The following is a 17,027-nucleotide window of genomic DNA, read 5'->3' as shown; positions in this document are numbered from 1 at the left end:
TCGTCGGCGCGGTCACCGCGTCTTCGCCCACACCGTGCCACGGTGCACTCCGAATCGTCGCGCAAGCGCGGACACGCTGACGCCGTTCGCGCGGGCTGTTCGCATAGCGTCTACTTCCTCACCCGTGAGGCGTGTTCGAGGTCGTCTGCTTGGCTCTGCCGACACGTCTATCAGCGGGTCATCCGGCTCACCGCCAGGCTCGCACCCGTCGCCTGATCCTTGATTCCAGGCGGAAACCAGCCTCTCAACCCGTGGTCGCCTGTTCCTGCAGCGCTCCATTGCTTCCACCCTTCTCTTCTCCGTCGCGCGAGCTCGACAGCCGCGGACGATGCCTCGGAGCCAGCCGCCGGGCGTGCTCGTCGCCCGGGGTCACGACTCCCGGCGGTCCGGGGGCACCAGCGGTTCCGCGAGCCCGGCCATCCGCAGCCGTCGTCGCGCGCGATGCGCGGCACGGGCCCGGCCCAGCAGCAGGAGCAGCTCCTCACGCCGGCGCGAGCGCTGCTCGTCGAGCGTGGGCAGCGCGGCGGGCCCGATCGGCGCGATGCTCGACGCCGGATCCTCGGTGGTCGTCATCGATCTCCCTCCGCACGTGGCCCGGCGGTCGACGGATGTCGTCCGGCCACACCCACTACGTGCCGCCAGCACCCCGGTTCGATACACCGGAGACCCGAAATGTGACACAGGTCACATCCAGCGATGGGAGGCCACGCCGTCGCCCCTCCTATCCAGGCGACAGACACGCGCACGACGCGCACGACGGCGAACGCCCCGCTCCGGAGGGAGCGGGGCGTTCGCGGGGTGGTGCGTCGGGCGAGGGCGTCAGCCCTCGGAGGAGGGCTCGCCGTCGCCCTCGGTGGACTTGCGGCGACGCGACCGGCTCGGCGGCTGCTCGCCGTCGCCCGTCTCGCCCGCGCTCGCGGCGTCGTCACCGGTCGAACCCTCGACGCCCTCGGCGGCCTCCTCGGTGATCGCCTCGGCCTCGGCGACGGCGTCCTCGGCGGCCGAAGCCGCGTCGGAGTCGGCCACCGCGTCGGCGACCTGCTCGGCGCCGGACTCGGCCTCCGCCTCCGCCTCGGCGACGGCGTCGACGAGCGCGTCGACGGCCTCGGACTCCGAGACGTCGCCGGAGTCGGCGTCCTCCCAGTACTCCTCGGCCCACGGGTCGTCGAGCGGCTGGGTACGGCGCCACACGAGGTAGCCGGCGGCGGCGGTCGCGGCACCCGCCGCGATCCAGCCGAGCGTCTTGCCCACGCCGTGGGTCTTGCGCGCGGGCTCACCGGCGGCGGCGACCTTCGCGGCCAGCTCCTCGGCCTTGCCGGAGAGCGCCGAGGCGGCGTCGCCGGCCTTGCCCGACAGTGCCGCGGCGGCGTCGTCCAGCTTCGCGGAGGCGGCACCGGCCGCACCCTCGGTGGCCTCGGCGGCGGCGCGGGCGGCGTCCTGCATCGCGGCGACGATCTTCGGGATGATGATCTCGACGAGCGCGTCGTGCGCGGAGTCGGTGGCGTCCTTGGTCTTGACGGCGGCGACGTCGGCGAGATCGGACGCCTTGGAGGCGGCGGTCTCCACCTTCGGCGCGGCGGCCTGGACGCCCTGGCGCCAGGCCTGCTCGATGCGCGGGGCGGCCCAGTCGACCGCGGCCTCGATGCGCGGTGTTGCCCACTCCACGCCCTGCTCGGCCAGCGCCTTCGCCTGACGGCCTGCTTCGTTGACCTGCTCGCGGACATCGTCGGGATCGACGTGAACCTTGCGTCCCATGTGGCTGCTCCTTGCTGGTCGAGCGTGTGGTCGGGCGAGGAGACGCCCGCGGTACGCGTTCCGCGCGGGTGTGCGCGTGTCGTCTATCGTGCCACCCCACCTGCGCGCGTGCACACGGGAGGCGCCGTTCTCACGCCGCAGGACGTTCCCCCGTCGGGGACCCCGACGGGGGCACTGCCGCCCGGACCACGCTCCCGCACGCACCCACCGTCCTCCCTGAGGTCGCCGCCCGCCTCACCCGGAGGAAGAGTCTGGGAGAATCGCAGGATGCACGCGATCATTCACACGTCCGCAGGCGACATCACGGTCGAGCTCCTGCCGCACCACGCCCCGAAGACGGTCCGCAACTTCACGGCCCTGGCCACGGGCGCCAAGGAGTGGACCGACCCGGCGACGGGCCAGCGCACCAGCCGTCCGCTCTACGACGGCACGATCTTCCACCGGGTCATCCCCGACTTCATGATCCAGGGCGGCGACCCCCTCGGGTCCGGCCGTGGCGGCCCGGGCTACACGTTCGACGACGAGATCCACCCCGAGCTCACCTTCCGCGACCCGTACCTGCTCGCCATGGCGAACGCCGGCAAGGACCGGTTCACCGGCAAGGGCACGAACGGGTCCCAGTTCTTCATCACCACCGTCGCGACGCCCTGGCTGCAGGGCAAGCACTCTATCTTCGGCAAGGTGACGGACGAGGCGAGCCGCGCCGTCGTCGACTCGATCGAGTCCGCGACCACGGGCCCCGGCGACAAGCCCGTCAAGGACGTCGTCATCTCCAGCATCGACATCGTCGAGGACTGACGCGCGGATGAGCGCGACCGGCGGCCCGCCCGGCGGCTACGGCCGGCCGTACCCCTCGGGCGGAGCCGCGGGCGGCTGGGGCCTGCCGGGCCAGCCCGGCCAGCCCGCTGCCGGCCAGCCGGTCTGCCCGCGCCACCCCGACCGCGTCTCGTACGTGACGTGCCAGCGCTGCGGCCGGCCGGTCTGCGCCGAGTGCCAGCGACCAGCGACGGTCGGCGTGCACTGCGTGGACTGCGTGCGCGAGGCCGCCCGCAACCGGCCCGTCGCCCGCACCGTCTTCGGCGGGGTCTCCCGCCCGGGCCGGCTGGTCGTGACGCTCACGATCATCGTGGCGTGCACCGCGCTGGAGCTCCTGCGCTACCTCGCGCCGGACGTGTATGCGGAGGTCTTCCGACAGCTCGTGTTCGCGCCGCGGTTCGGGCTCACCGACCCGTACCGCTTCCTCACCGCCACGCTGCTGCACGGCGGGATCCTGCACCTCGCGTTCAACATGTACGCCCTGTGGCTGATGGGCACCCAGCTCGAGCCGGCCCTCGGCCGCCTGCGCTTCGCCACCCTCTACGTGCTGTCCGCCCTCGGCGGGACGGTCGGCTACCTCGTGATCGCGGGCCCGAACGCGCCGGCCGTCGTGGGTGCGTCGGGCGCGGTCTTCGGGCTGTTCGCCGCGTTCGCGGTGCTGCTGCGTCGCCTGGGCCGGGACGCCCGCGGCATCCTCGTCGTCATCGCGCTCAACCTCGTGCTGGGGTTCGTGGTCGCAGGCGTCGCGTGGCAGGCCCACCTCGGCGGGCTGGTCGTCGGCGCGGTCCTCGGCCTGATCTTCGGGTACCTGCCCGTGCACCGCACGCCACGATCGTCCACGCGCCCGACGGCGAACCAGCCCGGCGCTCTCGCCTCACCTCGTGCGTCGCTCACCTCGGGTGCCACGCTCCAGTGGCTCGCCGTCGCCGGGGTGGCCGTGGTCCTGGTCGCCGTCGCCGTGCTCGTCTCGGGCTGACGCGCGTCCGTTCTCGCGCCGGCCTCGCGATCTGACGGACTGTGGGGCGAGGTGCACCGGCCGACCACGGACCCCCTCTGTCCACAGGGATGTCCCCATCCTGGGGAGAATCACATCCGTGTAGTTCTCCCCAGGTTCGTCCCCAGCTGGGGACGAACGCGTGTGTGGAAGGGCGTCAGCGCCAGCGCATCGTCATGCCGAAGCCGACGAGGATGAGGCCGAAGCCCACGCCGAGGTTCCACGAGCCGAGCGCTGGGATCGGGTAGCGCGAGCTCGAGACGTACGTGACCACGACCCACACCAGGCCCAGCACGAGCAGCGTGACGAACGTCGGCACGAACCACGGCGGGTTGGGCTTCTCGGCTCCGGGCGCGAGGGGCAGCGGCGCGGGCTTGGCCGCCTTCTTGCGGGTGCGCGACTCGGGCACTTCGTACTCCTGGGGTCGGGCGGCCGTGGACGGCCGTCGGGACGGGGCGAGGGGCGCGCGCACGGGCTCTCGACGAGCGCTCGCACGCGGTGGTCCGCGCAGACCACCAGGGTAGCCCGCGCCGCTCCGGACGGCGCCGTGCACCGCTGCTCAGGGCCGTGTCGCAGCCGTGTCCGGGCCGTGCCGGAGCCGTCTCGGTGCGGTCTCGGAGCCGCACGGTGACGAGACCGCAGCCCGACCCGTCCGTGGGGGCGCACCGTACACTGGACGGGTCGTCGGGGGGCTCGGAGGTGGTGCGCGTGGCTCGTCGTCTTCCGCGCGCGTCGCTCGCCGTCGGCGTCGTCGCCTTCGTCGCCGGCGTCCTGTTCGCGACCAACGCCTCCGTCTTCGCCGCCCAGGACACCTCGCGCCCCAACGACCTGCGTGGCCTCGTCGCCCAGGAGACCGAACGCCTGGACACCCGCAACGCCGAGGTCGAGGAGCTGCGCGCCGAGGTGGCCCAGCTCGAGGAGGACACCGCCGTGGCGCCCGCTGCGCCGTCCGCGGCCGAGGCGCTGGAGACCGGGCTGGAGGCCCTCACCGGCCCCGGCGTCCGCGTGAGCCTCTCGGACGCCCCGAGCGGCGCGACGTCGCAGAACCCCGACGACCTCGTGGTGCACCAGCAGGACATCCAGGCCGTGGTGAACGCCCTGTGGGCGGGCGGCGCCGACGCCGTCGCGATCCAGGGGCAGCGCGTCGTGGCCACCACCGCCGTGCGCTGCGTGGGCAACGTCCTCCTCCTGCACGGGCGCACCTACTCCCCGCCGTACGTCGTCGAGGCGATCGGTGACGTGGACGAGCTCACGCAGGCGCTCGAGCAGGATCCCGTGCTCGAGGTCTACCAGCAGTACGTCGACGCGTTCGGGCTCGGCTGGTCGGTGCAGAAGCGTGACGAGATCACGCTCGACGCCTACACCGGCACCCGGACCCTGAGCCACGCGAGCCTCCTCACCGACGGCGACGGTCCCGCATGAGCGCGCCCGTCGCCCGCCCCGAGGCCGCCCGCCGTCCGTCCGGCCCGTCGGCCGCCTCCCGCGTGGTCGGCGTCGTCGGCGAGCTCCTCATCACGCTCGGCGTGCTCCTCGGCCTGTTCGTGGTCTGGCAGCTGTGGTGGACCGACGTCGAGGCCGGCCAGACCCAGCAGCAGCTGTCCGCCACGCTCGACGAGACGCTGCCGCCCTCGCCGGACACCGTGGCGCCGGCGGGGACCGGCGAGGCGCCGGTCGCGCTCGAGCCGCTGACGGGGACGACGTTCGCGCGCCTGTGGGTCCCGCGCTGGGACGACGGCGACACCCCCTTCGCGCGCACGATCACCGAGGGCGTGGACCGGGCCACGGTGCTGGACCCGTTGGGGATCGGCCACTACCCCGGCACCGCGATGCCCGGCCAGGTCGGCAACTTCGCGCTCGCCGGCCACCGGCAGAGCCACGGCAAGCCGTTCTACGCCGTCGACAAGCTCGAGCCGGGCGACGCGCTCGTGGTGGAGACGGCGGACGCGTGGTACGTCTACCGGGTGACGACGAGCGAGATCGTGCCACCCACCGACGTGGACGTGATCGCCCCGAACCCGAGCGACCCGGGCGCGGACCCCACCGTCGCGACCATCACGCTCACCACCTGCCATCCGCTGTTCTCGACCCGCGAGAGGTACGTCGTGCACGGTGAGCTGGAGTCCTGGGTGCCGCGCGACGCGGGCCGCCCCGCCGAGCTGGCCGGGGAGGGCTGAGATGTACGCCGCGATCTGGCGGGTCCTGCCCGGCCCGCGCTGGCTCAAGGCGACGCAGGCGCTCCTGCTCGTGCTCGCCGTCGTCGCCGTCCTGTTCCTGTGGGTGTTCCCGGCGATCGCGCCGCACCTGCCCATCGACCAGCAGACCGTGGAGTGACCCGGATGACGCGCATCCTCGTGGTGGACAACTACGACAGCTTCGTGTGGACGATCGTCGGCTACCTCGAGCAGCTCGGCGCCGACGTCACCGTCGTGCGCAACGACGCCCTCGAGGGCACGACGGCGGACCTCGCCGGGTACGACGGCGTGCTGATCTCGCCCGGTCCCGGCGCTCCCGCCGACGCCGGCGCCTCGATGCGTACGATCGAGGCGTGCGCCGGGGCCGGTGTCCCCATGCTCGGCGTCTGCCTGGGCCACCAGGCGCTCGCCGAGGTGTACGGCGCGACCGTGACGCACGCGCCCGAGCTCATGCACGGCAAGACCTCACGCGTCGCGCACGGCGGCGAGGGGGTGCTCGCGGGCCTCGGCTCGCCATTCACCGCGACCCGCTACCACTCGCTCGCCGTCGTCCCCGAGACCGTGCCCGACGTGCTCGAGGTGACGGCGTGGGTGGCCGGTCCGGGTGACGGCGATGGCAGCGGCGCCGATGGCGCGAGCGGCGGCGCCGACGGGACGACCGAGACCGGCGCCCGGCTGGTGATGGCGGTCCAGCACCGCGACCTGCCGCTGTACGGCGTGCAGTTCCACCCCGAGTCCGTGCTCACCGAGGGCGGTCACCGGCTGCTCGCGAACTGGCTCGCCGTCACGGGTGACGCCGACGCCGTCGCGCGCAGCGCGGGCATGCGCCCGCTCGCGGCGCTGTAGCGGCCGCGCGGGGCTCGACCGGCAGCCACGCACGACGGCGAACGACGCCGAGCGACGCGAGCGACGGCGAACGACGCCGAGCGACGCGAGCGACGGCGAACGACGAGAGACGCGAGGAGCCCGGGCCGCATCGGCCCGGGCTCCTCGTCACATCCGCGCGATCAGCGGCCCGTCGGTCACGGGTTCCCGCCGCCGGGCGGGTCGGGCTGGCCCGGCGAGGGCGTCCCGGTCGCCTCACCCGTCGGCGGCGTCGTCGGCGTGGCGACCTCGGTCGGCTCGGTCGCGATGAGCACGGTGATCTGCGACAGGCGGTCCACCGAGCCGGTCGGGTTCCACGAGATGACGGTGCCCGCCTCGTGGTCGCCGTTCGGCGTCTGCTCGAAGTTCCCGGTGAGGCTGGCGGCCTGCAGCGCCTGCTGCGCCTGCTCGCGGGTCATCCCGGTGAGGTCGGGGACGTCCACCTTGCCGGTGGCGATGGTGAGCGTGAACTGGGAGTCCGGGGCGACGGACGTGCCGACGCCCGGGTCGATCGCCATCACCTGGCCGGCCGAGAACGTCGCGCTGTTGGCGGTCTGCTTGATGATCGTCTTCGGCGTGAAGCCGGCGTTGGTGAGCGCCTGCTGAGCCTGCTGGTCGGTCATCCCGAGCACGTCCGGCACCGCGAGCGCGTCCGGGCCGGTCGAGACGACGATCGTGACGTCGAGGCCCTGGGCGATCGAGACGCCCGCCGCCGGGTCGGTCGAGACGACCGAGCCTGCGGGCACGGTCGCGTCCGCCGCGGTCTGCGGCACGGCGACGAGGCCGACGTCCTGGAGGTCGCGGGTGGCCTGCGCCTCGGTCTCACCGACGACGTCGGGCACCTCGACCATCGTCACGGTGGGGGTGGGGCTCGGGGTGTCGTCGGGCTCGCCCGTGTCGCGCGTGAGGGCCCAGACGATCGCGGCCGCGAGCAGGATCCCCAGGACCACGAGGACCCAGACCCAGGCCCGACCCTTCTTCGGGTCCTCCTCCGCCGGCGGGACCGGCGGCGTGCTCGAGGTGGTGGCGGTGGGCGGTCCGCCGAGGATCTGCGTGGGGGCGCCGCGCTGGGCGGCCGCGCTCGCGGCCGCCGCGTTGGCTGCCGCGATGACGCCCACGGCGGGTGCGCCCACGACACCGCCGCGCTGAGCCGAGACGAGGTCCGCCCGGAACTCCTCGGCGCTCTGGTAGCGGACCGTGCGGTCCTTCGCGAGCGCCTTGAGCGTGATCCGGTCCAGCTCCTCGGGGACGTCCGCCGCGACCGAGCTCGGCGTCGGCGGTTCCTCCCGCACGTGCTGGTAGGCGACGGCGACCGGGGAGTCGCCGACGAACGGCGGCCGCCCGGTGAGCAGCTCGAACAGCAGCGCACCCGTGGAGTACACGTCGGACCGGGCGTCGACCACCTCGCCGCGCGCCTGCTCGGGGGAGAGGTACTGCGCGGTGCCGACCACGGCCTGCGTCTGCGTCATCGTCGCGGCGGTGTCCGCGACGGCGCGCGCGATGCCGAAGTCCATCACCTTGACGTCGCCGGCGGTCGTGATCATGACGTTCGCGGGCTTGATGTCGCGGTGGATGATGCCCGCGTGGTGGGAGTACTCCAGCGCCTGGAGCACGCCCTCGGTGATCTCGACGGCCTCCTCGATGGGCAGCGCCGCGCCGTCCTTGAGCAGCTCGCGGACCGTGTGCCCCTCGACGTACTCCATGACGATGAACGGGGAGTGCCGCACCGTGCCGTCGGGGAGGGTCTGGGTGTCCTCGCCCGTGTCGTAGACCGACACGATCTTGGGGTGGTTCAGCGCCGCCGCGGACTGGGCCTCGCGGCGGAAGCGCGCTTGGAACGTGGAGTCCTGGGCGAGGTCGGAGCGCAGCAGCTTGATCGCGACGCGCCGGGAGAGACGGTTGTCCCGCCCGATGTGCACCTCGGCCATGCCGCCGCGACCGATGAGCTCACCGATCTCGTACCGACCGGCGAGCACCCGTGGGATCTGATCCACCACTTATCGAACCTCTCGCATCATCCGACCGACCAGGGGTCGGCCGCCCGGGCCGATTGTCCCAGACTTCCCAGCATCAGCAGGCCCAGGGTGAGGGCCGCCACGACGAGCACCACCGCGACGGCGAGCCCCACGCGCCCCAGCGTCCCCTGCGGGAACGCCGGGTGCCAGGGCCGGCGCGCGTGCCGGTCGCGCCGCGTCGCCGACGGGCTCCGCACCGCCCGTACCGCCTGCGCGGCGGCGACGGCGGCGTGCGGAGCGCGGGCGGCGGGGCCGAGGGCGCGCGCGGGTGCGGCGACGGGCACGACCGGTCGCTCGCCGTCGGGCACGGCCTGCGACGGCGAGCGCCACCGTCCGGTGACGAGCGTCGGGTCCCACGCGGAGTCGAGGTCGGCGAGCAGGGCGCGCGCCCGCGCGGCGACCTCGTCCGCCGAGGCGGGCCGGTCGGCCGGGTCCTTGGCGAGCATCTGCTCCACGAGCGAGCGCAGCGGCAGGTCGAACCGGCCCGGCAGCGGCGGCAGGGGCTCGGTGACGTGCGCGAACGCGATGTCCACCTGGGTCGTCCCGGTGAAGGGGCGGTGCCCCACGAGCGCCTCGTAGGCGATGATCCCCAGCGCGTACAGGTCGCCGGCGCCCGTCGCCGGCCGACCCATGGCCTGCTCGGGCGGCAGGTACTGCGCGGTCCCCATCACCATCCCGGCGGCCGTCATGGGCGCCTGGTTGGCGCCGAGGGAGATGCCGAAGTCGGTGAGGGTGATCGCGCCGTCGGGTCCGATGAGGAGGTTCGCGGGCTTGATGTCGCGGTGGACCACCTGGGCGCGGTGCGCGACGGCGAGCGCCTGCGCGGTCTGCGCCACGACGTCGAGCACGGCGCGGGGGGAGAGGGTGCGCTCGCGCGCGAGGACGGCCGAGAGGGGCTCGCCCTCGACGAGCTGCATGACGAGATAGCCGAGCCCACCGACCTCGCCGTGCGCGTAGGTGCGTGCGATGCCGGGGTGGTCGAGGTCGGCGGAGTTGCGCGCCTCGGCGGCGATGCGATCCAGGAACAGGCGCTCGCCCGCGAATTCGGGCCGCAGCACCTTGGCGGCGACCTCGCGGCCGGTGTGCACCTCGGTGGCGGCCCAGACCTCGCCCATCCCGCCGACGGCGATGCGCCGGGTGAGCTCCCACCGGCCGTCGAGGATGACGCCGGCGCGCGGCGTCACGAGCCGCTCCCGAGCGCGGCGGCCATGACCGAGCGGGCGATCGGGGCGGCGAGCGCGCCGCCGGTGTAGTCGCCGGCCGCGGGGTCGGCGCCGTTGACCACGAGGACCGCGACGGCGACCTGCGGGTCGTCCGCGGGGGCGAAGCCGGTGAACCAGGCGTGCGGGTTGGACCGGGCGGTGCCGTCGTCGAACCCGGACTCCGCGGTGCCCGTCTTGCCGGCGACCTGCACCCCGCTGATCTGCGCGCGCCGGCCGGTGCCGCTCGTGACGACGCCCTCCATGAGCTGCGTCATGGTCGCGGCGACCTCGGGCGTGATCGGCGTGGACAGCTCGCTCGGGGAGGTCTTCGACACGACCGTGAGGTTCGCGTCGCGGGTCGTGGCGACGAGGTACGGGCGCATCAGCACGCCGTCGTTGGCGATGGCCGAGGAGACCATCGCCATCTGAAGCGGGGTGACGCGGACGTCGCGCTGACCGATCGCCGTCTGGCCGAGGGCGGCCTCGTCGGCGATCGGTCCGAGCCGGCTCGGCGTGACCGTGAGCGGGATCGCGAGCTGGTCGCCGAAGCCGAACGCGTCGGCCTGGTCGCGGATCGCGTCCGCGCCGAGGTCGAGCGCCATCTGCACGAAGGGGGTGTTGCACGACTTGGCGAACGCCGTCGCGAGCGTGGCGGTCTCGCCGTCGTCGCAGCGCTCCCCGGCGGGGTTGGCGATCGTGGCGGTGCTGCCGGGCAGCGTGATCGAGTCGGGCGCGGAGATCCGGGTGTCGGGCGTGAGGGCCGCGTCCGCGGACAGCGCCGCCGCCACGTCGATGAGCTTGAACGTCGAGCCCGGCGCGTAGGTGTCGCCGGCGATCGCACGGTTCGCGAGCGGCTTGCCGGGGTCGTTGAGAAGCTGCTGCCACGCGGCGTTCACGGCGGCGGTGTCGTGGCCCGCGAGCACGTTGGGGTCGAAGCCCGGCGTCGAGACGAGCGCGAGCACCTCGCCCGTGCGGGGGTCGAGCGCGACGACGGCGCCCTCGTGGTCGCCGAGCGCGTCGTACGCGGCCTGCTGCACGGCCGGGTCGATCGTGAGCTCGACGGCGCCGCCCTGCGGCTGGCGGCCGGTCACCAGGTCGCCGAGGCGCTGCTGCCACAGGGACGGCGACGTCCCGTTCAGCACGGAGTTCTCCGCGAGCTCGATCCCGGACTGGCCGAACACCACCGAGGAGTACCCGGTGACGGGCGCGTACAGCGGCCCCTGGGTGTAGGTGCGGAGGAACTTGTACGGGTCGTCCACGGGCTGGGAGAACGCGATCTCCGCCCCGGCCACGACGATCGGGCCACGGTCGCGGCCGTTCTCCCGGTAGGTGTTGCGCACATTCCGGGGGTCGCCGTTGAGCGAGGACGCCTGGAAGAACTGCACGGACGTCACCGCGGCCATCAGCACGAGGAACATCGCGATGACGACGGCGCTCACGCGGCGCAGCGCGGCGTTCACCCGGCCGCCCCGGCCACGGACGCGCGCGGCTCGCGCGGGTCGCGCGGCAGCGCCGGCTCGACCTCGGGTCCGGGCCGGCGCGCGCCGTCGGACAGCCGCAGGAGCAGCGCGAGGATCATCCAGTTCGCGAGCAGGGACGAGCCGCCGGCGGCGAGGAACGGCATCGTGAGGCCGGACAGCGGGATGACCCGGGTCGCGCCGCCGACCACGACGAAGCACTGCAGCGCCACGATGAACGCGAGGCCGCAGCCGAGCAGCTTGCCGAAGCCGTCCCGCACGCCGATGGCGGTCCGCATGCCGCGCTGGGCGAAGACCAGGTACAGCATGAGCACCGCGAGCAGGCCGGTGAGGCCGAGCTCCTCGCCGAGCGAGGGCACGATCATGTCGGCGTTGGCGGAGTAGGTGAGCTGGGGGTAGCCCTCACCCCAGCCGGTGCCCATGAGCCCGCCGGACGCCATGCCGAAGAGGCCGGACACGATCTGGCCCGAGCCGCCGGGGTTGCGGCTGTAGATATCGGGGTCGAGGGCGTGCAGCCAGACGTCGATGCGGGCCTGGATGTACCCGATCCGCGACGCCAGCAGCAGGACGCCGCCGATCGTGAGGACCCCGCCGATGAGCACCCACGACAGCCGCTCGGTGGCCACGTAGAGCATCGCGATGAACAGGCCGAAGAGCAGGATCGAGGTGCCGAGCTCACGCTGGAACAGCAGCACGCCCACGCTGATCGCCCACGCGAACAGGATCGGACCGAGGTCCCGGACCCGGGGGAATGTCATCCCCAGCACCTTGCGCCCCGCGAGCGTGAGGGTGTCGCGGTGGGTGACGAGGTACCCGGCGAAGAAGATCGCGAAGCAGATCTTCGCGAGCTCGGCGGGCTGCAGCGAGAGCGGTCCGACGCCGATCCACAGGCGCGACCCGTTGATCTCCTTGCCGATCACGGGCGCGAGCGGCAGCAGCAGGAGGAAGAGGCCCGCGGCGAGGAACGTCCACGTGTAGCGGCGCAGCGTGCGGTGGTCGCGCAGCAGGAGCAGGACGGCGAGGCACGCCGTCGCGCCGACCGCCATCCACATCATCTGCCGGGTCGGGTCGACGTCCCAGCTGGGCACGTTCTCGCGCGCCTGCAGCGCGAGGTGGACGCGCTCGATCATGGCCAGGCCGAGCCCGTTGAGCGCGACGACGATCGGCAGCAGGACCTGGTCGGCGTACGGCGCGCGCAGGCGGAGCACCACGTGCACCGCGAGCGCGATGGCGGCGGTGACGAGGCCGAACGCGAGCAGGTCCGGGGGGACCGCGCCGTTCACGGCGAGCCCCACCTGGAGGTAGGCGTAGATCCCGACGGCGAGCGCGGGCACGAGCAGCGCGAGCTCGGTCCAGCGCCCGGCACGCGGGGTGACCTGGGAGACGGTGACCATCAGGGCGTCCCACCGGACGTGGGCTGCGTGGTGGGCTGGGTCGTCGGCTGCGTGGTGGGCTGGGTGGTCGCCGTCGCACCGGGGGAGGCGGACGGATCGGTGCCTCCCGTGCCGCCCGCTCCGCCGGTGCCAGTCGTGGCCCCCGTGCCGCCCGTGTCGGGGAGCTGGTCGCGCAGGGAGGCCACGACGTCGTCCGCCTGGGCCCGCGTGCCGTCCGCGGGCGTGATGGTTTCCTCGAGGCGGGTCTGCGCGAACGCGGGGAGGTCGGCCACGCGGATGTCCGTCGTCTCCACGACGTGCCCCAGCTCGAGCGGGCCGAGGGAGACCGGGATGCCCTGGTAGACGGCGACGAAGTCGCCCGAGGTGCCCACGTAGTACTGGGTCTGCGTCCAGCGGTGGCCGAACCAGCCGCCGACGGCGAGCGCGAGCGCGAGCACGGCCACGCTCGCCAGCCACCAGCGCCGACGGCGGTGACCCGGCTTCAGGGCGGCCGCCCGGCGGCCCTTGCCCCCGGCTGAACGCGGCCCGCCCACTCCGTCCGTGCTGGTGGGCTCGCCGTCGGGCTCGTCGTCGCCGTCCGTGCTCGCGGCTGCGAGCAGCGCGGCCGCTCGCGCCGCGGCGCCGGACCCGCCGCGGGTGGGGCGGCGCCACTGGGCGGCCGCGGCGCCGACGACCTGCGGCGTGGTGGAGGGGGCGGCGCCGTCGGGCACGTCGTCGAGCTCGACGACGTCGGCGACCACCGCGGTGATGTTGTCGGGCCCGCCAGCGCGCAGCGCGAGGTCGACGAGTCGCTCGGCGCAGGCCGCGGGGTCGTCCTCGTACAGCAGCGCCTCGTTCACGGTGTCGGCGCTGACGAACGAGGACACGCCGTCGGAGCACAGCAGGAAGCGGTCGCCGACGGCGAGCTCCCGCACGGATTCGTCGAGCTCGACGCCGAAGTCGTGGTCGCCGAGCACGCGCAGGATGACGCTGCGGTGAGGGTGGTTCTCCGCCTCGGCCTCGGTGAGCTGGCCGATGTCGACGAGGTGCTGTACGTACGTGTGGTCGGCGGTGAGCCGGCTGACCTGCCCGTCGCGCACGAGGTAGGCGCGCGAGTCGCCGATGTGCACCATCGCGAGGCGCTTGCCCGTGCGCAGCGCCGCGATGAGCGTGGTGCCCAGGCCCGCGAGCTCGGTGTCCTCGGCCGCGCGGGCGCGGAGCTCGGCGTGCGCGTCGGCGACGGCGGAGCGCAGCAGGGCGAGCGCGTCACCCGCGTGGGACTCGCCGTCGAGCGGGGCCAGGTGCGCGATCGCGACGGACGAGGCGACGTCGCCGCCGGCCGGTCCACCCATGCCGTCGGCGAGCACGAGCAGGTGGGGACCCGCGTAGCCGGAGTCCTGGTTGACCGTGCGCAGCAGGCCGACGTCGGAGCGCGCGGCGTAGGAGAACGCGAGCGTCACGGGCGCCCCCGCAGCTCCAGCACCGTGCGGCCGATCGTCACCTGCATGCCGAGCGGGACCGGGGTGGGGCCGTCGATGCGCTCCTCGCCCACCCACGTGCCGTTGGTGGAGCCGAGGTCCTCGGCGTACCAGCCGCCGTCGTGCGGGAAGATCCGGGTGTGCCGGCCGGACGCGTAGTCGTCGTCGACCACAAGCGTGCACGAGGGCGCCCGGCCGATGAGGACCGCAGACGTGCGCAGCTCGAGCGTCGTGCCCGCGAGCGGACCCTCGAGGACGACCAGGGTGACGGGCTGGGAGCGGACGTGCTCGCCGTCGGACGCCTCGGCGCCGGAGGCGTCGCCCGCCCCTGCCCGGCCCCGACGGCGGGCGGCGCTGCGGGAGGAGACCTTGGTGCCGAAGATGTCGCGGCGCAGCACGCCGACGCACGAGAGGACGAGCAGCCAGAGCAGGACGAGGTAGCTCAGGCGGAGCAGCGTGAGGACGAGCTCGCTCACGCGGTGCCGCTCTCGCCCGTGTAGAACAGCAGGCGCGTGCGGCCGAACGTCACGGTGTTGCCGTCGACGAGGGTCGCCGCGGTGATGCGGTTGCCCTCGACGAAGGTGCCGTTGGTGGAGCCGAGGTCGGTGACCACCACGCCGCGGGCGGTCCGGCGCAGCTCGAGGTGGCGGCGGGAGACCCCCGTGTCGTCGACCACGATGTCGGACTCGCTGCCGCGGCCGAGCACGGTGACGGCGGCTGTGAGGAGGTAGCGGCGGCCGTCGATGTCGATGACCGGCAGGCGCGGCGGCTCGGGCACTTCGGGGGCGGGACGCTGCGCGGGGGCGTCCGTCCAGCCCTCGGCGCGGACCGTGGAGGAGTGCACCCGGAAGCGGCCGGTGGCCAGTTCCGGGCTCGTGGCGAACGTGACGTCGAGCGGTCCGACGAGGGAGTAGCCCTGCTCGCGGGCGTGCTCGGCGGCGGCGTTCTGGATCTCCTGCGCGAGCGCGTCCTCGCCCCACTCGGCGATCCGCTCGTGGTCGTTCTCGCCGAGCTCGACGGCGAACGTGTTCGGCACGACGGTGCGGCCACGGAAGGCGGCGGCGCGGTCGTCCATCTCCTTGTGCACGGCGCTCGCGATCTCCACCGGCTTGACCTCGGAGCGGAACGCCTTGGCGAAGACGCCGGCGACGGCGCCCTCGACGCCCTTCTCGATGCGGTCGAGCAGACCCATCGCGTTCCTCCTTCTCGGGCGGTCAGGCCGGTGTCGACACTCGCCGGACGTCCTCGTGGTCAGTCCCGGTGGGGCCTGGTCTCGGTCCGGTCGAACGGCGGCGTGTCGTCGGGCGGGGGATGCCGACCTGCGCGAACGGCGCCGACACGGGCGATCGCCCCGCCAGTCATGGTAGTCACCGGGGCGTGGCCGGTTCCGGCGGCGCGGCGGTCGTATCGGGCGGCGGGTGTGGGGAGCGTGTGAAGGGTGGGCGGGTGGGGCGCCTGAGGGCTGGCCGGGGGCGTTGCTGGGTGGTGGCCGGGGCCGGTGGGCTTCTCACGCGCCGACTGGCGCCTGGTCGAGGGCCCTCGACGGCGGTGGTAGGCTGGCTCGCGCTGTGCCGCTCGTGCGCTTCTCACGATCGGCGCGGCACTGCGCAAGTGGCGGAATAGGCAGACGCGCACGGTTCAGGTCCGTGTGCCCGAAAGGGCGTGGGGGTTCAACTCCCCCCTTGCGCACGTTTCCCCCTCCGGGGGACGGCTCGCACCTGGTGTCATCCAGGTGCATTCAGGGCCTCTGACCTGCATGAACGCCTCCTCACGCCGACCATGGCGTAGGGGGCATTCTTGCATCCAGGTACACCGCAGTGCATCACGTGCAACATATGGACGACATATGAGGGACGGTGCAACGCACGGGTCGCACCGAGGGCCACGTACACGGCTGGACCACCCGCCACGGAGCACCCCGATGCGCACGCACAGCCACCCGATCCGAATCGACCTCAACTGCGCACGTCGTGGCGTGCGGCGATCGCTGACGCCGACCTTGCGTGGGGTGACGCCGCGAACCCTGCGACAGGCGGTGGCGACCCGGATGGCCGAGACGTCCGGTGGTGAGGCTGCGGCACGGCACCTCGGCCGTGCAAGCGTGGAGGTGGCGGCCCGGCACTACATCCAGCGCCGCCCGTGACGTGGACTACGCCGACATGCTCGACTAACAGGCCTGCCGCACACGGGAGGTGGCGACGGTCCGGCACACGGTTGGGCCACCACCGCGAGGAGCCACCGTGTCCACCAGCGTCCTGGACGAGAACGTCGTCTACCTGGCCTACGACCGTTGGGTCTGCGGGCGCCTGGACTGCGCCGGCTGGCACGCCGCGCGCACCGGACGCACGACCAGCGGGTACCGGCTCACCAAGGTGACCGGCGCCGACGTGGAGGCGTGGATGCGCGAGTTCGACGAGCCACTCTCCTGCGAGTGCGGCGCGATATCGCTGGACAACCCGCAGGCCATCGTCCAGTAGCACACGGCACCGACATCGAGCAGGGCGATCAGGACGCCAGCCGGCTCGACCCGTCCTGCCCCCGCAGCACCGACTCGCGGATGAGGCCACGAAGGTCACCACCCGTGGTCTGCATCGTCGACGACACCGCCTCGAGCACCGCCGCACCGCGTGGGTCCCGAACGAGCAAGTCCCCGTCACGTCGCATCTGTCCCAGGAGAGCCTGAGCCACTACCCCGGTGTTCACCCCGTTGCCGAGCTGCTTCCACGAGGCCGCGTCACGCTGCCCGGTGAAGTCGAACTCGTCCGGCAACCCCTGCAGTGAAGCGCCCCGGGTTTTGTGGAGGCTCGGTTATCTGGAACCGGCTCCGACGGGAACCTGTTCTTCAACGTAGCTGACGGGC

Annotated in this window: 17 protein-coding genes and 1 tRNA gene; 8 read left to right on the top strand and 10 right to left on the bottom strand. The window is 73.5% G+C overall.

The genetic code is table 11. The annotated features are described in order from the left end of the window. Positions 1-369 precede the first annotated feature (369 nt). Together FH969_RS12775 and FH969_RS12770 are read right to left on the bottom strand one after the other, a co-directional pair. Positions 370-573: a hypothetical protein gene (locus FH969_RS12775; RefSeq protein ID WP_139987486.1), complete on the bottom strand. Its 204-nt coding sequence runs from the start codon at positions 571-573 to the stop codon at positions 370-372. A gap of 246 nt (positions 574-819) precedes the next feature. Then, positions 820-1,755, bottom strand: a complete 936-nt coding sequence (locus tag FH969_RS12770; protein ID WP_139987485.1) for a hypothetical protein — start codon at positions 1,753-1,755, stop codon at positions 820-822. Positions 1,756-2,022: 267 nt separating this feature from the next. On the opposite strand from FH969_RS12770, the gene FH969_RS12765 reads away from it, so the two are divergent. Then, the gene (locus tag FH969_RS12765; RefSeq protein ID WP_108718665.1) at positions 2,023-2,553 is read left to right on the top strand and encodes a peptidylprolyl isomerase; all 531 of its coding nucleotides are present in this window, start codon (positions 2,023-2,025) and stop codon (positions 2,551-2,553) included. Between the two features lie 7 nt (positions 2,554-2,560). Continuing rightward, positions 2,561-3,547 (top strand): rhomboid family intramembrane serine protease, encoded by a 987-nt coding sequence (locus FH969_RS12760; RefSeq protein ID WP_139987484.1) that lies wholly within the window; start codon positions 2,561-2,563, stop codon positions 3,545-3,547. 175 nt (positions 3,548-3,722) lie between these two features. Here FH969_RS12760 and FH969_RS12755 read toward each other — a convergent pair whose 3' ends face one another. Continuing rightward, positions 3,723-3,974 carry a cell division protein CrgA gene (locus FH969_RS12755; protein WP_108718663.1) on the bottom strand — a complete coding sequence of 84 codons (252 nt, stop codon included), beginning with the start codon at positions 3,972-3,974 and terminating at the stop codon, positions 3,723-3,725. A 299-nt stretch (positions 3,975-4,273) separates the two neighbouring features. On the opposite strand from FH969_RS12755, the gene FH969_RS12750 reads away from it, so the two are divergent. The 4 genes from FH969_RS12750 to FH969_RS12740 are packed head-to-tail and all read left to right on the top strand — an operon-like array spanning position 4,274 to position 6,603. After that, positions 4,274-4,987 carry a DUF881 domain-containing protein gene (locus FH969_RS12750; RefSeq protein ID WP_218975314.1) on the top strand — a complete coding sequence of 238 codons (714 nt, stop codon included), beginning with the start codon at positions 4,274-4,276 and terminating at the stop codon, positions 4,985-4,987. Further along, entirely contained in the window at positions 4,984-5,739 is a 756-nt protein-coding gene (locus tag FH969_RS12745) for a class E sortase (RefSeq protein WP_139987483.1), read from the top strand. The genes FH969_RS12750 and FH969_RS12745 overlap by 4 nt, the downstream gene beginning before the upstream one ends. Before the next feature lies 1 nt (position 5,740). Then, positions 5,741-5,896: a hypothetical protein gene (locus FH969_RS15325; RefSeq protein ID WP_180359795.1), complete on the top strand. Its 156-nt coding sequence runs from the start codon at positions 5,741-5,743 to the stop codon at positions 5,894-5,896. 5 nt (positions 5,897-5,901) lie between these two features. Beyond that, positions 5,902-6,603 carry an anthranilate synthase component II gene (locus FH969_RS12740; protein ID WP_108718660.1) on the top strand — a complete coding sequence of 234 codons (702 nt, stop codon included), beginning with the start codon at positions 5,902-5,904 and terminating at the stop codon, positions 6,601-6,603. 176 nt (positions 6,604-6,779) lie between these two features. Here the strand turns inward: FH969_RS12740 and pknB are convergent, their stop codons facing one another. The 7 genes from pknB to FH969_RS12705 are packed head-to-tail and all read right to left on the bottom strand — an operon-like array spanning position 6,780 to position 15,359. Continuing rightward, positions 6,780-8,618: a Stk1 family PASTA domain-containing Ser/Thr kinase gene (pknB, locus tag FH969_RS12735; protein ID WP_246071932.1), complete on the bottom strand. Its 1,839-nt coding sequence runs from the start codon at positions 8,616-8,618 to the stop codon at positions 6,780-6,782. A 17-nt stretch (positions 8,619-8,635) separates the two neighbouring features. After that, a complete protein-coding gene (locus tag FH969_RS12730) occupies positions 8,636-9,820 on the bottom strand; it encodes a serine/threonine-protein kinase (protein ID WP_139987481.1) in 1,185 nt (394 codons plus the stop codon). After that, positions 9,817-11,277 carry a peptidoglycan D,D-transpeptidase FtsI family protein gene (locus tag FH969_RS12725; protein WP_342777033.1) on the bottom strand — a complete coding sequence of 487 codons (1,461 nt, stop codon included), beginning with the start codon at positions 11,275-11,277 and terminating at the stop codon, positions 9,817-9,819. The genes FH969_RS12730 and FH969_RS12725 overlap by 4 nt, the downstream gene beginning before the upstream one ends. A gap of 17 nt (positions 11,278-11,294) precedes the next feature. Next, positions 11,295-12,710: an FtsW/RodA/SpoVE family cell cycle protein gene (locus tag FH969_RS12720; protein WP_139987479.1), complete on the bottom strand. Its 1,416-nt coding sequence runs from the start codon at positions 12,708-12,710 to the stop codon at positions 11,295-11,297. Continuing rightward, positions 12,710-14,149 carry a PP2C family protein-serine/threonine phosphatase gene (locus tag FH969_RS12715; protein ID WP_139987478.1) on the bottom strand — a complete coding sequence of 480 codons (1,440 nt, stop codon included), beginning with the start codon at positions 14,147-14,149 and terminating at the stop codon, positions 12,710-12,712. Before FH969_RS12715 ends, FH969_RS12720 begins: the two co-directional genes overlap by 1 nt. Further along, entirely contained in the window at positions 14,146-14,643 is a 498-nt protein-coding gene (locus tag FH969_RS12710; RefSeq protein WP_108718655.1) for an FHA domain-containing protein FhaB/FipA, read from the bottom strand. Before FH969_RS12710 ends, FH969_RS12715 begins: the two co-directional genes overlap by 4 nt. Next, complete coding sequence (locus FH969_RS12705) at positions 14,640-15,359, bottom strand: FHA domain-containing protein (protein ID WP_139987477.1); 720 nt, start codon at positions 15,357-15,359, stop codon at positions 14,640-14,642. Before FH969_RS12705 ends, FH969_RS12710 begins: the two co-directional genes overlap by 4 nt. A gap of 413 nt (positions 15,360-15,772) precedes the next feature. Between FH969_RS12705 and FH969_RS12700 the strand changes: the two genes are divergently transcribed. Together FH969_RS12700 and FH969_RS12690 are read left to right on the top strand one after the other, a co-directional pair. After that, positions 15,773-15,856, top strand: a tRNA-Leu gene (locus FH969_RS12700). A gap of 551 nt (positions 15,857-16,407) precedes the next feature. Then, complete coding sequence (locus tag FH969_RS12690; protein ID WP_108718653.1) at positions 16,408-16,644, top strand: hypothetical protein; 237 nt, start codon at positions 16,408-16,410, stop codon at positions 16,642-16,644. The last annotated feature ends 383 nt before the right edge of the window (positions 16,645-17,027 follow it).

This window comes from Miniimonas arenae, from assembly GCF_006351005.1.
In the GTDB taxonomy this organism is placed as follows: domain Bacteria; phylum Actinomycetota; class Actinomycetes; order Actinomycetales; family Beutenbergiaceae; genus Miniimonas; species Miniimonas arenae.
This window is presented reverse-complemented; position numbering and strand designations above follow the sequence as displayed.

Coding starts and splice junctions, on each gene's coding strand:
- FH969_RS12775 (WP_139987486.1), bottom strand. CDS start 573: ATGACGACCACCGAGGATCCGGCGTCGAGCATCGCGCCGATCGGGCCC.
- FH969_RS12770 (WP_139987485.1), bottom strand. CDS start 1,755: ATGGGACGCAAGGTTCACGTCGATCCCGACGATGTCCGCGAGCAGGTC.
- FH969_RS12765 (WP_108718665.1), top strand. CDS start 2,023: ATGCACGCGATCATTCACACGTCCGCAGGCGACATCACGGTCGAGCTC.
- FH969_RS12760 (WP_139987484.1), top strand. CDS start 2,561: ATGAGCGCGACCGGCGGCCCGCCCGGCGGCTACGGCCGGCCGTACCCC.
- FH969_RS12745 (WP_139987483.1), top strand. CDS start 4,984: ATGAGCGCGCCCGTCGCCCGCCCCGAGGCCGCCCGCCGTCCGTCCGGC.
- FH969_RS15325 (WP_180359795.1), top strand. CDS start 5,741: ATGTACGCCGCGATCTGGCGGGTCCTGCCCGGCCCGCGCTGGCTCAAG.
- FH969_RS12740 (WP_108718660.1), top strand. CDS start 5,902: ATGACGCGCATCCTCGTGGTGGACAACTACGACAGCTTCGTGTGGACG.
- FH969_RS12720 (WP_139987479.1), bottom strand. CDS start 12,710: ATGGTCACCGTCTCCCAGGTCACCCCGCGTGCCGGGCGCTGGACCGAG.
- FH969_RS12705 (WP_139987477.1), bottom strand. CDS start 15,359: ATGGGTCTGCTCGACCGCATCGAGAAGGGCGTCGAGGGCGCCGTCGCC.